This is a genomic window from Mesorhizobium sp. M0659 (assembly GCF_040320605.1).
Taxonomy (GTDB): domain Bacteria; phylum Pseudomonadota; class Alphaproteobacteria; order Rhizobiales; family Rhizobiaceae; genus Mesorhizobium.
Window position 1 is genome coordinate 95,208 of the sequence record NZ_JAMYPY010000002.1, and the last position, 13,861, is coordinate 109,068.

Genomic DNA, 13,861 nt, shown 5'->3' on the forward strand with positions numbered 1-13,861 from the left:
GAAACTCTGGCGGTTGAACAGGTGACGGCGACCGCCGGATCGCTCCGCGGCATTTCTGCGCCTGGCTTGGCGAGCAAGCCGGCAATCCGCCATGAACCCAGGGCGAGCATGTGAAGTAAAGTCAGCCGCACCCGCTGGGATGGGAATCGCAGCGGTTTCAATGGCTTGATAATGGCGGAGAGAGCGGGATTCGAACCCGCGTTACGGTCTCCCGTAAACACACTTTCCAGGCGTGCGCCTTCAACCACTCGGCCACCTCTCCGTCCTTGCATTCGCGCCGGCCGGTTTTGCCACGCGGGTTGGGGAGATGCATCCCTTTGGGATTTGCGGGAAGACCCGCTTGATGGACACCGCCAACCAGCGGATGCCCTTCCCGGCGCCCGTCAATCAAACAGGCGCGGGGCTCATCTAGTCGATCCGGCGCCGAATGCCAAGCCATAACGGCAGTCTATTCGCTTTGCCGGCCATCCATCGTTTCGCGGGGCGTTGAACGGCTCCGCTTCTATGGCGCTTCGGTTCTGAATGGTGTGCACGGGCAAGGCGGCAGGGCCGGCCGTGCTTGACTTCGCCCCTCGCCACCTGTCGAGTGCGGCGGAGGCTTTGCGGGGGCAACGTCCAGACATGACATCGAGCAATGAACAGCCGGCCAGCGGAACGCCGGCCGGAGGCATGCCAGGCGGGCTGACGCCCGCAGGGCGTCCGGACAGCGGGCTGTCCTTCGTGCCCGTGGTCTGGCTCCTCTTCGTCATGGCATGGTCGGTCTACTGGCTGGTCTCGGCGCGGTGGCTGTTCGAGAGTTCCGGCCTGCCGGACAGGGTCTTCTATTTCGTGCTTGGCGGACTGGCCTTCGACATCGTCACCATCGTGTGGGGGCTTTATCTGCTCGGCCTCGCCTTAAGCCGTTCCGCGCGCTTTCCGCGTCATTTCACCATCTGGCAGATCACCACCATCGCCTGGCGGCTGGCCGAGCAGGTCTATGCGCTGACCGTGCCCGATTTCACCGTCTCCGCCAGGGAGCTTGCGATCGCCGCCACCGAAATCGTCATCGGCCTTTTTTGCATTTACTTGCTGCGCCGCCGCGACGAGGCCAAGGCCTTTTATGCAAGGCCGGAAGCGCAGGCACCGTCAGCCTTTAGTTCGATCGTCGCCGCCCTGGCCGGCATCATCCTCGGCGCCGTCGTCGGCACTGTCGCCGGCTTCGCGCTCGGCGCGGGGATCGCCGAAGCCACCGACATCAGCTGTTTCGAAGGCGGCTGCGGCTACTTCGCGGTGTTCATCGGCCTTGCCGGGCTGGTGGTCGGGGCCATTGGCGGCGGCGTCCTCGGCGTCTGGCTCGTCCATCGGCGGAGCCGAAAAGTGGCCATAGGCGGGCGATAGGCTTCAAATTCGCGTATGGCGATTGCACGCCGGGCGTGCGCATTCTATTCCTCGCCTTTGACCGGAAGGTCCTCGGGAGGAACTTGAGGACCGGGGAAGATTTCGATGCTGCGTTTTTTGTTTCGCCTCGCGGCCATGGTCGCACTCTCGGTCGCCGTCATCATGGCCGTGCTCGACGCGACGCGCTCGGTGGCGGCTTCCGCATTGGTCATGACGCCGCTGAATTCGAGCTGGCTGGCGGTTTCGCCCGACACCCGCGCGGCCTTCGAGACCTTCGTGCGCGCCAAGGTCAATCCGATGATATGGGATGGCGGCATCGCCTGGGTGCTTGCCCAGCCCGGGTTTGCCGTGTTCGCGGTGCTTGCCTTCATCCTCTATGCGATCGGCTACCGGCGCCGGCGGCGCGGCGGAGAATTCGCGCCGGGCTGATGGGTTGTCCCAGCGGACTTGAGACGACAATGTGGCAATCGCCCACAGCTGTCACCGTCTTGGGCATGTTTTTCCAACGGGGGGCATGCTTTTCCAAAAGGTCAAAATTCCGCGTGAATTTTGTTTCGGGCCGTGCCAGATTGCCTTGAGCGGGAGGGGAGTACACTCCTGGCTGATGCCGCATGCCTGCCGGAGAACCGGGCAGGCGGACGGCGCGTAACGGAAAAAAATAACCGACAGGGTGTGGATCACATGAAACGTATCGTTCTCGGCCTCCTGGCCGCAACCGCAATGGTTCTTCCGGCTTTCGCCGCGGATGTCCAGCCGGCCATCCTCTACGATCTCGGCGGCAAGTTCGACAAATCCTTCAACGAGGCTGCCTATCACGGCGCCGAAAAGTTCAAGACCGAGACGGGCACCGCCTATGTCGAGTTCGAAGTGTCGAACGCCTCGCAACGCGAGCAGGCGCTGCGCCGCTTCGCCGAGGACGGCCGCAACCCGATCGTCATGGCCGGCTTTGCCTGGGAGGATGCGCTGAAGGTGGTCGCGAAGGAATATCCCGATCTCAACTTCGCCATCATCGACGATGCCGTCGATATGCCCAATGTCCGCTCGCTGGTCTTCAAGGAAAACGAAGGCTCCTATCTCGTCGGCATCCTGGCGGCGATGGCCTCGAAGTCCAAGAAGGTGTCCTTCATCGGCGGCATGGACATTCCGCTGATCCGCAAGTTCGAATGCGGCTATGTCGGCGGCGCCAAGGCGGCCGGTGCGACCGATGTCATCCAGAACATGACCGGTGACACGCCCGCGGCGTGGAACGATCCGGCCAAGGGCGGCGAGATCGCCAAGACGCAGATCGACCAGGGCTCCGACGTCGTCTATGCCGCGGCCGGTGGCACCGGCGTCGGCGTGCTGCAGGCGGCGGCGGATGCCGGCAAGCTCGGCATCGGCGTCGATTCCAACCAGAACGGCCTGCAGCCCGGCAAGGTGCTGACCTCGATGCTGAAGCGCGTCGACGTTGCGGTCTACACCGCCTTCATGGACGGCAAGAACGGCACCTTCAAGGGCGGCCTGCAAAATCTCGGCCTCAAGGAAGGCGGCGTCGACTACGCCATGGACGACAACAACAAGGCGCTGGTCACCGACGAGATGAAGGCTGCCGTCGAAAAGGCCAAGGCCGACATCATCGCCGGCACGATCCAGGTGCACGACTATACCGCCGACAACGCCTGCCCGTATTGATTGATAAGAATTCGCTTACGAACCGCCGGGTAAAAGCCCGGCGGTTTTGTTTGAGGGCTTTAAAGGACGTTGAGGATTGGCGGAGGTCTCGGCGACGTCCGATCTCCCCCCTTGCGGGGGAGATGCCTGGCAAGGCAGAGGGGGGGCTGTCCCTCGGCCTAACGGCCAATCAGGTTGGCGATCCTTCACACCCCCTCTGGCCTGCCGGCCATCTCCCCCGCAAGGGGGGAGATCGGCAGTTTCGGCGTTGCGGGTCCTTCTTCGCAAGTCCATATGCGATTGCCTTGGACGTCAGGGCAGAAGCGCACCGCCGGTCGACAACAAGCCCAAGAAATAACCCAGCGCGAATACCATGATCAGCGCGATGGCGATGACGGCGCCGCGCCGGCCACCGAGCGAATGCACGCCGACGCCATAGGGCTTCCGCTCCAGTCTGCCGAGCGCCGGCGTCGCTTCGTCCTGGCCGACCACACGCATCTGCGGCAGTTCGGCGATGCGTTGCGAGATCAGCCGCCAGCGATCGTCGTCGCCCGAGGGCCGCCCCGTGCCGTCGAAGACATGCATGCGCTCGGCCAGCCGCATCACCGTGTCGCGGAAGGCGGGATCGATCGCCAGGTCTCGCTCGGCACGCTCGCGGTCGCGATCGTTCATCAGGCCAAGCACATAGTCGCCCGCCCGCGCAACGCGATCGCTTTCACCGGCCATCGGCTTCTCCTTGTTACCAGTGCGGCGGTTTGGTTATCGGCACGTCGGGGGCCGACTGTTCCTCCAGCGCCATGAAGCGCCCGGTCAGCGCATCGAGCTTGCGCTGCATGCGTTCGATCGCCGTCCACTGTTCGGCGATCTGGCCCGACAGTTCCTCGATGGTCTTTTCCTGCTCGGCGGCGCGGATTTCCAGCGTCGTCAGCCGGTCGACAGGCATGATCATTCGAAACTCCCCAGGTCCTGGTGCACGCAGTTGCAGCATGATGATGCGACTGGTGACCCTTGCATATTAGTGAATGTGAAGGTCTGCGGCCACGTTCGAAATTGACAAGCGCACCGGGATTTGTCGAGAGTGGCCACTGCGCCGCCAATTGGCACGGGTGGGGCATCATGCTAGGCGTTTTGACCAAGCGATAAAAAATAAGAGTGGGACAGGCTGCATGGCGCAAGCCGCAATCGAACTGATCGGCATCAACAAGAGTTTTGGCGCCGTTCGCGCCAATCGCGACATCAATCTGGAGATCGCACGCGGCACCATCCACGGCATCGTCGGCGAGAACGGCGCCGGCAAGTCGACGCTGATGTCGATCCTCTATGGCTTCTATCAGGCCGACAGCGGCGAGATCCGCGTCGGCGGCAAGCCGGCGTCGATCAAGACCTCCAACGACGCCATCGCGCTCGGCATCGGCATGGTGCATCAGCACTTCATGCTGGTCGACAATTTCACCGTGCTGGAAAACATCATCCTCGGCGCCGAAAGCGATGCGCTGTTGAAAAAGAGCATCGCCAAGGCGCGCTCCGAACTGGAGCGGCTCGAGCGCGAATACGGGCTGGAAGTCGATCCCGACGCCATCATCGAGGAATTGCCGGTCGGCCTGCAGCAGCGTGTGGAAATCCTCAAGGCGCTTTATCGCGGTGCCGAAATCCTGATTCTCGACGAGCCGACGGGCGTGTTGACGCCGGCCGAGGCCGACCATCTGTTCCGCATCCTCAGGCAGTTGAAGGACCAGGGGAAAACGGTGGTGCTGATCACCCACAAGCTGCGCGAGATCATGGCCATCACCGACAATGTCTCGGTCATGCGCCAGGGCACGATGGTGGCGACGCGCGAGACCAGCAAGACGACAGTCGGCGAACTGGCCGAACTGATGGTTGGGCGGCGCGTGCTGCTGCGGGTCGAAAAGGGCGAGACGGAGGCCGGCGCGGTCAAGCTGGCCGTCAAGAACCTGACGGTGAAAGACCAGCGCGGCGTCACCATGGTCGACGACATCTCCTTCGATATCCACGCCGGCGAGATCGTCGGCATTGCCGGTGTCGCAGGCAACGGCCAGTCCGAACTGCTCGAGGCGATTTCCGGCATCAGGCGCGCGGTTTCCGGCTCGGTGATGCTCGATGGCAAGCCGATCGACCTGACCGGGGCCGCCGATCCCGGCGAGTTGCGCGACCGTGGGCTCGCCCATGTGCCGGAGGACCGCCATCATGTCGGCCTGGTGCTGGCCTTCGAGGAGAACGAGAATTCGATCCTCGGCTACCATGACGACCCGCGCTACCTCAAAGGGCCGTTCCTCAACATCGACGCCATCATGACCGATGCCAAGGACAAGATCGAGAAGTACGATATCCGTCCCGGCAATCCGCGTCTGAAGACGGCGAATTTCTCCGGCGGCAACCAGCAGAAGATCGTGCTGGCGCGAGAAATGGAGCAGGATCCCGGTGTTCTGATCGTCGGCCAGCCGACGCGCGGCGTCGATGTCGGCGCCATCGAATTCATCCACAAGCGGCTGATCGCAATGCGCGACCATGGCAAGGCGGTGCTGGTGGTGTCGGTCGAGCTCGACGAGATCCGTTCGCTGTCGGACCGCATCCTGGTGATGTTTGCCGGGCGCATCGTCGGCGAACGTGGCCCCGAGGCGACCGAAGGCGAGCTTGGCCTGCTGATGGCAGGCGTCGATCGCCAGGAGGCGGCAGAGTGAGCACGCCTTACGCCAAACTGCCGGCCTGGGCCGATTATGGGCTGATCCCGCTGATCAATCTGTCAGTGGCTTTCATCGTTGCCGGTTTCGTCGTCATGCTGGTCGGCGAAAACCCGTTTCGTGCCGCCGTCATCCTGGTCGAGGGCGCTTTCGGCAAGGGAACCGGCATTGCCTTCACGCTGTTCTATGCCACCACCTTCATCTTCACCGGCCTGTCGGTGGCGGTGGCCGCGCATTGCGGCCTGTTCAACATCGGGACCGAGGGCCAGGCCTATATTGCCGGCCTTGGCGTGGGCGTGGTCTGCCTCGCCTTCGACACTGTGCTGCCGTGGTGGCTGACCTTTCCGCTGGCGATCGTCGCCGGAGCCGCCGTCGGTGCGCTGTGGGCGCTGATCCCGGCCTATCTGCAGGCCAAGCGCGGGTCGCACATCGTCATCACCACCATCATGTTCAACTTCATCGCGGCCTCGATCATGGTCTATCTCCTGGTCGGGCCATTAAAGCCGGCGGCGTCGCAGGCGCCGCAGACGCGCAACTTCCTCGCTGGCGCCGAACTGCCCAAGCTCAACTGGATCATCGAACTGTTCGGCGCCAAGATCCGCTCGGCGCCGTTCAACATCTGCTTCCTGCTGGCGCTGCTCATGGCATTCCTGGTCTGGCTGCTGATCTGGCGCACCAAGCTCGGCTACGAGATGCGCACCTACGGGCACAGCCCGAAGGCCGCGCGCTATGCCGGCATTTCGGAGACCCGCATCATCATTATCGCGATGATGATTTCGGGCGCGCTGGCCGGCATGATGACGCTGAACCCGGTGATGGGCGACCAGCACAATGTGGCGATCGATTTCGTCTCCGGCGCCGGCTTCGTCGGCATCGCCGTGGCGCTGATGGGCCGACTGCATCCGGTCGGCATCGTGCTGGCGGCGATCCTGTTTGGCATGCTCTACCAGGGCGGCGCCGAACTCGCCTTCGAAATGCCGGCGATTTCCCGCGACATGATCGTCATCATCCAGGGCCTGGTCATCCTGTTTGCCGGTGCGCTGGAGCACATGTTCCGGCCCTACGTCCAGGCGCTGTTCGCCTCGTTCAGTCCAAGGTCGGTGGGCATCGAAGCGGTCAAAGGGAAGGGCGCCTGAGATGGACGTCTTCATCGCCATCGTGCAGATCCTGGACTCGACCATACGCCTGTCGGTGCCGTTGCTGCTCGCTTGCCTTGCCGGCCTCTATTCGGAACGCGCAGGCGTTTTCGACATCGGGCTGGAAGGCAAGATGCTGGTCGGCGCCTTTGCAGGTGCGGCCGCCGCTTCGGTCTTCCATTCGGCCTTCCTCGGTCTCGGCATGGCGATCGTGATGTCGGTCGCCTTTGCCCTGGTGCACGGCTTCGCCTCGATCACCCATCGCGGCAACCAGATCGTCTCCGGTGTGGCCATCAACTTCGTCGCCGCCGGCTCAACAATCATTCTGGGCCAAGCCTGGTTCCAGCAGGGCGGGCGAACGCCGGCGCTGCAGCCGGGCGAGCGTTTCGAGGCCATCACTCTGCCTGGTGCTGCCGCGATCCACGACGTGCCGATCATAGGGCCGATCTATTCCGAGCTGCTCTCTGGCCATTCGATCCTGGTCTATCTCGCTTTCGCCATGGTGCCGTTCACCTGGTGGGTGTTGTTTCGCACCCGCTTCGGCCTGCGCCTGCGCGCCGTCGGCGAGAACCCGGCCGCCGTCGACACCGCCGGCATCTCGGTCGCCTGGCTGCGCTACCGGGCGCTGATCTGCACCGGTGTGCTGACCGGCATTGCCGGCGCCTACCTCTCGATGGTGCAGAATGGCGGCTTCGTGAAGGACATGACCGCGGGCAAGGGCTACATCGCACTGGCGGCGCTGATCTTTGCCAAATGGCGACCGGTCAACGCTATGTTCGCCTGTCTTCTGTTCGGCTTCCTCGACGCGGCGGCGATCCGCCTGCAGGGTTCGCCGCTGCCGTTGATCGGCAAGGTGCCGGTGCAGTTCATGCAGGCGCTGCCCTATGTGCTGACCGTGATCCTGCTTGCCGGCTTCATCGGCAAGGCGATCCCGCCGCGCGCCGGCGGCGTGCCTTATGTCAAGGAACGGTGATCCGGGCACGCTAGTGTCTGAGACCGTTGAGCCGAACATGCGGCTCGGTGCTCGAAAGGCGCCAGGAAACGCAAATGGCCGGGTTTTGAACACGATCGTCGGAGAGAACGTCTAGATGTCGCATGATCTGTTCGAAGCCGCGCAGGAGGCCATGGCCAAGGCCTACGCGCCCTATTCGAAGTTTCCGGTGGGTGCGGCGTTGCGCACCGAAGACGGCCGTGTCTTCACCGGCGCCAACATCGAGGTCGCGTCCTATCCGGAAGGCTGGTGCGCCGAGACCACGGCGCTCGGCCATTACATCATGGGCGGTGGCGGCAAAATTGTGGAAATCGCCGTCATTGCCTCGCGCATGGCCAAATGCTCGCCCTGTGGCGGCTGCCGGCAAAGGCTGGCGGAATTCTGCCGGCCGGACACAAAGCTCTATCTTTGCGACAACACCGGCGTGGTCGAGACCGTGACCATGGGCGACATGCTGCCCTACGGGTTTCGTGGCGACATTTTGAAGTGAGAGTTGGCTGATATGAAGGAAGCTCTGGACCACCTCGTCGAAAGGCTGGACGGGTTAGCGCCGACAACGGCGATGGTGCTGGGGTCGGGCCTTGGCGGGCTTGTCGACCAGGTCGAGAATGCCGTGCGCATCTCTTATGCCGACCTGCCGGGTTTCCCCCGCAGCGGGGTGACTGGCCATGCCGGCGAGGTGGTCGCCGGGCTTTTCGCCGGCACGCCGGTGCTGATGCTGTCCGGCCGCGCCCATTATTACGAGCACGGCGTTGCTGCGGCGATGCGGCCGGCGCTGGAGGTGCTTGCCGGCATCGGCATCACCAAGCTGATCCTTACCAATGCCGCCGGCTCGGTCGATCCCGACATGCTGCCAGGATCGGTGATGCTGATCACCGATCACATCAATTTCTCCGGCTCCAACCCGCTGATCGGCGAACCGAGCGACCGCCGCTTCGTCGGCCTGACCGAAGCCTATGATGCCGGCTTGCGCGCGGCGATCGAACGGGCGGCGAAGGCGACAGGGACGGCGCTGCACAAGGGCGTCTATATGTGGTTTTCCGGTCCGTGTTTCGAAACCCCTGCTGAAATCCGCATGGCGCGCGTCATGGGCGCCAATGCGGTAGGGATGTCGACCGTGCCGGAGGTCATTCTCGCCCGCTTCCTTGGGCTTCGCGTAGCCGCCTGTTCGGTGATCACCAATCTCGCCGCCGGGATGACCGGGGCGGAACTGTCGCACCAGGAGACCAAGGACATGGCGCCGATCGGCGGCGCACGGCTGGCGACGATCCTTGCGCATGTGTTCCAGGATGGGTTGCCGGAGCCGAAGGGCGCTGCCTGATGCTTCCGCAGGAAATCATCCGCCGCAAGCGCGACGGCCAGAAACTGTCCCCGCAGGAGATCTCGGCCTTCGTCGCGGGCGTGACTTCGGGCAGCGTCTCGGACGGCCAGGTCGGCGCCTTCGCCATGGCCGTGTTCTTCAACGGCATGAACCGCGACGAGGCGGTGGCGCTGACACTGGCAATGCGCGATTCCGGCGATGTGCTCGACTGGTCGGACCTGCCGGGTCCGGTCACCGACAAACATTCGACCGGCGGCGTCGGCGACAATGTCTCGCTGATGCTGGCGCCGATCGTCGCCGCTTGCGGCGCCTATGTGCCGATGATCTCCGGCAGGGGCCTTGGGCATACCGGCGGCACGCTGGACAAGATGGATGCCATCCCAGGCTATATCAGCCAGCCGGATATCGCGCGCTTCCGCAAGACGGTGCTCGAGACCGGCTGTGCCATCATCGGCCAGACCGCCGATCTCGCGCCCGCCGACCGTCGCCTCTATGCGATCCGCGATGTGACCGGAACGGTGGAATCGGTGCCGCTGATCACTGCCTCTATCCTGTCGAAGAAACTCGCGGCCGGCCTGCGGTCGCTGGTGCTCGACGTCAAGGTCGGCAATGGCGCCTTCATGGAGAAGTCGCGCGACGCGACAGCACTGGCCAACAGCCTGGTCGAGATCGCCAACGGCGCCGGCCTGAAGGCCTCGGCGCTGGTCACCGGTATGAACGAGCCGCTGGCGTCGGCGGCCGGCAACGCGGTCGAGGTGCGCAACGCCGTCGATTTCCTCACCGGAAGGTTCCGCGACAAGCGACTGGAGGATGTGACGCTGGCGCTGGCCGCCGAAATGCTGCAATCGGCAGGGCTGGCGTCGTCCAATCAGGACGGTCTCAGGCGCGCGGCCGAGACGCTGGCCGGCGGCCGCGCGGCAGCCGCCTTCGCGCGTATGGTCGCAGCCCTTGGCGGTCCCGCCGATTTCGTCGAGAAGCCGGAAAAATACCTGCCGAAAGCGGCGGTGGAGTTTGCGGTCAAGGCGACAGGCAACGGTTTTGCCACCGCTATTGCCACCCGCGATATCGGCCTTGCTGTGGTCGGGCTCGGTGGCGGGCGCACGCGGCCGGACGACAGGATCGACCATGCGGTCGGCATCACCAGGCTGCTGCCGCTCGGCGCCGAGGTGCGGGCCGGCGAGCCGCTGGCGCTGGTCCACGCCCGCACGCAAGTGGAGGCCGAAGCGGCCGCAGCCGCTGTGCTTTCGGCCTATACGATCGGGGCGTCGAAACCAGCCGCCGACAAGACTGTCATCCGGCGCGTGCTGCCGCGCGGGTAGCGGAACGCGCTACTGCACCAGCAACAGTGTGCCGTTTTCGACCTGGTATTTTGCCAGCCGCTGCAAAAAGCTCATGCCAATGAGGTTGGTGCGCAGAGCCTTGTCGTCGAGCACTACCGCCTGGACGTTGTCGACGCTGATCTTGCCGATCTGCAGGCGATCGATGTTGACCACGGCGGCCCTGATCGCGCCATTGGCGGTGTTGACCTGCTGGTTGAAGTCCGACGGGTTGAGCGAGATGCCGATGCGGCGCGCCGTCGAGGTGTTGATGGCGACCAAAGTGGCGCCGGTGTCGATCATGCCGTCGACCTGGCGGCCGTTGAGCTTGAAGGCGGAGGTGAAATGGCCGCGCTCGTCGGCCGCCACCAGGACCTTGCGGCCGGTGGGCAGCGGTGCGGCCGGCTTGCCGGGAACCGAGGCCATGTTCAGTTCGGGCTGAGGCTGCGCGGACGGCTTGCCGGCGACGGTCGACTTCAACAGGTTGTCGAGAATCTGCGGGTTCGACTGATAGACGATCGGGATCGATGCCGACGTTCCGGCGAACACGCCCAGAATGAGAAGCTTGCGCAGCATGAACGGACCTTCGTGAAGGCCCATTCTTGCCCACGTATGGTGTGTGCCGCTTTAACGCCAACCCGAAACCGCGGCTTTGCGTAAACGGGCGGTAAACGACTGGATGCCAGCTGGCCTTGCCAGCCGCCGTCATTTAGTTCCGTACATGCGGTCGCCGGCATCGCCGAGGCCGGGCATGATGTAGCCCTTCTCGTTGAGCTGGCGGTCGATGGAAGCGGTAAAGACCGGGACATCCGGATGCGCCTTGGTGAAGCGCTCGATGCCTTCTGGCGCCGCCAGCAGGCAAAGGAAACGGATGTTGGTGGCGCCGCGCTCCTTCAGCTTGTCGATGGCCGCGATGGCCGAGTTCGCGGTCGCCAGCATCGGATCGACGACGATCACCAGCCGGTCGGCGAGATCGCTCGGCGCCTTGAAGAAATATTCCACCGCCTCCAGCGTTTCGTGATCGCGGTAGAGGCCGACATGGGCGACGCGGGCCGCCGGGACCAGGTCGAGCAGGCCTTCGAGCAGGCCATTGCCGGCGCGCAGCACCGAGGCGAAGACCAGCTTCTTGCCTTCCAGCGTCGGCGCTTCCATGGTTTCCATCGGGGTTTCGATGGTCGTCGTCGTCAGTTCGAGGTTGCGGGTGACCTCGTAGCCGAGCAGCAGCGAGATCTCGCGCAGCAGCCGCCGGAAGCCGGCGGTCGACGTCTCCTTCTTGCGCATGATGGTCAGCTTGTGCTGGACAAGCGGGTGGTCGACGACGGTGACGCCCTGCATGGGTTGCTCCAGTGAATGGTGAATAGTGAATAGTGAATAGTGAGCAGGTTTGCGAGTCCCGATGGATCGATCATTGCCGTTGACAGGCCGAACCGCCGGCAAACCAATCACCAGTCACCAGTCACCAGTCACCAGTCACCAGTCACCTCTTCGCATCGAGCCGGGCAAGCAGCGCGCTTTTCGTCTTCCTGTCGACGAAAGCCGCTTCGATCGCCGTCCTGGTGACGGCGGTCAAAGCTTTTTCATTCATGGAGAAATGCTCGGCGGCAATGTCGTATTCGCGCTTCAGCGAGGTCCAGAAATAGGGTGGGTCGTCGGAGTTCAGCGTCACCTTGCAGCCGGCCGCCTGCAGGGCAGGCAAAGGGTGATCGGCGAAACTGTCGTAGACTTTGAGCGCGATGTTGGAGCCGGGGCAGCATTCGAGCACGATGCCCTCATCGGCGATGCGGCGCACCAGGTCGGGATTTTCGATGGCGCGCACGCCATGGCCGATGCGCGAGGGGCGGATGTGGTCGAGTGCGGCCTGCACCGTCTCCCAGCCGGTCAACTCGCCGGCATGGATGGTGATGCCAAGACCCGCTTCACGGGCGATCTCGAAGGCCCTGACATAATCCTCCATCTCGCCCATGCGTTCATCGCCGGCGACGCCGAAGCCGGTGACCAGCGGATTTCCGCAGCGCGCCGCAAAACGCGCCGCCTGCTCGATCGATTCGACGCCGACATGGCGTACGCCAGTGACGATCATGCGGCCCTCTATGCCGGTCTTGGCTTTGGCGCGCAGCATGCCTTCGCCGAGCGCATCGGTGTAGGCCTTGGGCGACAGGCCGGCCCTGACGGCATGGTCGGGCGAGGTGAAGACTTCGGAATAGATGGCGCCGTCGCGGGCAAGGCTGGTCAGATAATGGTCGGCGAGGCGGGCATAATCCTCCTCGGAGCGGAACAGGTCGGCGGAAAAGTCGTAAGCCGCGAGGAAAGAGGTGAAGTCGTGCCAGACGAACGAGCCGTTCTGGATATAAAGCGAGGTGTCCTTGCCGTATTTCTGCGCCTGGCGGACGACGAGTTCGGGCGCCGCTGCCCCCTCGATGTGGCAGTGCAGTTCCGCTTTCAAAGGCATGCAGTTATCCCGTCTCATCAGTCCAGGCCGTAAGCCCACCACCTGGAAGCGCGGCCGAACACCGCGCCTTAAACAATAGCGCCCGCACCATCGATCGGCTATGGTCCCGCCGGTTTTATGACGGATCAAAATAATGTCAGTTGAGAGAACCACGGCCGCGGGCGGCATGGAAACCTCCTATGGTTTCAAGAAGGTAGGGCCGGGCGACAAGCAGCCTCTGGTCAATGAGGTTTTCCACAAGGTGGCGAACCGCTACGACCTGATGAACGACCTGATGTCGGCCGGGCTGCACCGGCTGTGGAAGGATGCCATGGTGACATGGCTCAATCCGCCGAAACGTCCGGGCTGGAAAGTGCTTGACGTGGCGGGCGGCACCGGCGACATCGCCTTCCGCATTGTAGACGCCAGCCATGGCAACGCGCATGCCACGGTGCTCGACATCAACGGCTCGATGCTCAGTGTCGGCCGTGACCGCGCGGAGAAAAAGGGCCTGTCCGGCAACACCGATTTCGTCGAGGCCAATGCCGAGGAACTGCCTTTCACCGATAGCACCTTTGACGCCTACACCATCGCATTCGGCATCCGCAACGTGCCGCGCATCGATGTCGCGCTGACGGAAGCCTTTCGCGTGCTGAAGCCCGGCGGACGGTTCCTGTGCCTGGAGTTTTCCGAGGTCGAGATGCCGCTGCTGGACAAGGTCTACGAAGCCTGGTCGTTCAACGCCATTCCGCAGATCGGCAAGATGGTGACGGGCGAGGGCGAACCCTATTCCTACCTGGTCGAATCGATCCGCAAATTTCCCAATCAGCAGAACTTTGCTGCCATGATCACCCGCGCGGGCTTCGAGCGCGTGTCGTTCCGCAACTATTCCGGCGGCATTGCCGCCCTGCATTCGGGCTGGAAGCTTTGAGGCACCACAGTT

15 protein-coding genes and 1 tRNA gene are annotated in these 13,861 nt (G+C 63.7%); 10 read left to right on the top strand and 6 right to left on the bottom strand.

Annotation, left to right across the window (positions count from 1 at the left end):
* Positions 1–172: 172 nt before the first annotated feature.
* Positions 173–262 (bottom strand) — tRNA-Ser (locus NKI31_RS03615).
* A gap of 359 nt (positions 263–621) precedes the next feature.
* On the opposite strand from NKI31_RS03615, the gene NKI31_RS03620 reads away from it, so the two are divergent.
* From NKI31_RS03620 to NKI31_RS03630, 3 genes are all read left to right on the top strand, one after another.
* Positions 622–1,377 (top strand): hypothetical protein, encoded by a 756-nt coding sequence (locus tag NKI31_RS03620; RefSeq protein WP_023831745.1) that lies wholly within the window; start codon positions 622–624, stop codon positions 1,375–1,377.
* Between the two features lie 105 nt (positions 1,378–1,482).
* On the top strand, positions 1,483–1,806 hold the full coding sequence (locus NKI31_RS03625; protein WP_023691865.1) for a hypothetical protein: 324 nt from the start codon (positions 1,483–1,485) through the stop codon (positions 1,804–1,806).
* A gap of 252 nt (positions 1,807–2,058) precedes the next feature.
* Positions 2,059–3,048 carry a BMP family lipoprotein gene (locus NKI31_RS03630; RefSeq protein WP_023683177.1) on the top strand — a complete coding sequence of 330 codons (990 nt, stop codon included), beginning with the start codon at positions 2,059–2,061 and terminating at the stop codon, positions 3,046–3,048.
* Between the two features lie 291 nt (positions 3,049–3,339).
* On the opposite strand, the gene NKI31_RS03635 is transcribed toward NKI31_RS03630, so the two are convergent.
* Together NKI31_RS03635 and NKI31_RS03640 are read right to left on the bottom strand one after the other, a co-directional pair.
* Positions 3,340–3,753, bottom strand: coding sequence for a hypothetical protein (locus tag NKI31_RS03635; protein ID WP_352650483.1), 414 nt, complete (start codon positions 3,751–3,753; stop codon positions 3,340–3,342).
* Between the two features lie 13 nt (positions 3,754–3,766).
* Positions 3,767–3,973: a SlyX family protein gene (locus NKI31_RS03640; RefSeq protein WP_196813821.1), complete on the bottom strand. Its 207-nt coding sequence runs from the start codon at positions 3,971–3,973 to the stop codon at positions 3,767–3,769.
* Positions 3,974–4,193: 220 nt separating this feature from the next.
* Between NKI31_RS03640 and NKI31_RS03645 the strand changes: the two genes are divergently transcribed.
* From NKI31_RS03645 to deoA, 6 genes are all read left to right on the top strand, one after another.
* Positions 4,194–5,726, top strand: a complete 1,533-nt coding sequence (locus tag NKI31_RS03645) for an ABC transporter ATP-binding protein (RefSeq protein WP_352650485.1) — start codon at positions 4,194–4,196, stop codon at positions 5,724–5,726.
* Positions 5,723–6,862, top strand: a complete 1,140-nt coding sequence (locus tag NKI31_RS03650; protein ID WP_023686470.1) for an ABC transporter permease — start codon at positions 5,723–5,725, stop codon at positions 6,860–6,862. The genes NKI31_RS03645 and NKI31_RS03650 overlap by 4 nt, the downstream gene beginning before the upstream one ends.
* A 1-nt stretch (position 6,863) precedes the next feature.
* A complete protein-coding gene (locus tag NKI31_RS03655; RefSeq protein ID WP_023683182.1) occupies positions 6,864–7,835 on the top strand; it encodes an ABC transporter permease in 972 nt (323 codons plus the stop codon).
* A gap of 115 nt (positions 7,836–7,950) precedes the next feature.
* Positions 7,951–8,343 carry a cytidine deaminase gene (gene cdd, locus NKI31_RS03660; RefSeq protein WP_023683183.1) on the top strand — a complete coding sequence of 131 codons (393 nt, stop codon included), beginning with the start codon at positions 7,951–7,953 and terminating at the stop codon, positions 8,341–8,343.
* Positions 8,344–8,355: 12 nt separating this feature from the next.
* Positions 8,356–9,174: a purine-nucleoside phosphorylase gene (locus NKI31_RS03665; protein WP_023686468.1), complete on the top strand. Its 819-nt coding sequence runs from the start codon at positions 8,356–8,358 to the stop codon at positions 9,172–9,174.
* Positions 9,174–10,493: a thymidine phosphorylase gene (gene deoA / locus NKI31_RS03670; RefSeq protein ID WP_023683185.1), complete on the top strand. Its 1,320-nt coding sequence runs from the start codon at positions 9,174–9,176 to the stop codon at positions 10,491–10,493. The genes NKI31_RS03665 and deoA overlap by 1 nt, the downstream gene beginning before the upstream one ends.
* Positions 10,494–10,502: 9 nt before the next feature.
* On the opposite strand, the gene NKI31_RS03675 is transcribed toward deoA, so the two are convergent.
* The 3 genes from NKI31_RS03675 to NKI31_RS03685 all read right to left on the bottom strand — a co-directional run bounded on the left by NKI31_RS03675 (position 10,503) and on the right by NKI31_RS03685 (position 12,939).
* Entirely contained in the window at positions 10,503–11,066 is a 564-nt protein-coding gene (locus NKI31_RS03675; protein ID WP_023683186.1) for a TIGR02281 family clan AA aspartic protease, read from the bottom strand.
* 129 nt (positions 11,067–11,195) lie between these two features.
* Positions 11,196–11,825, bottom strand: coding sequence for a uracil phosphoribosyltransferase (gene upp / locus NKI31_RS03680; protein ID WP_023671129.1), 630 nt, complete (start codon positions 11,823–11,825; stop codon positions 11,196–11,198).
* 142 nt (positions 11,826–11,967) lie between these two features.
* Complete coding sequence (locus tag NKI31_RS03685; RefSeq protein WP_023683187.1) at positions 11,968–12,939, bottom strand: adenosine deaminase; 972 nt, start codon at positions 12,937–12,939, stop codon at positions 11,968–11,970.
* A gap of 133 nt (positions 12,940–13,072) precedes the next feature.
* Here NKI31_RS03685 and ubiE point away from each other — a divergent pair, with 133 nt between their 5' ends.
* Positions 13,073–13,849 (top strand): bifunctional demethylmenaquinone methyltransferase/2-methoxy-6-polyprenyl-1,4-benzoquinol methylase UbiE, encoded by a 777-nt coding sequence (gene ubiE / locus NKI31_RS03690; protein ID WP_023833596.1) that lies wholly within the window; start codon positions 13,073–13,075, stop codon positions 13,847–13,849.
* The last annotated feature ends 12 nt before the right edge of the window (positions 13,850–13,861 follow it).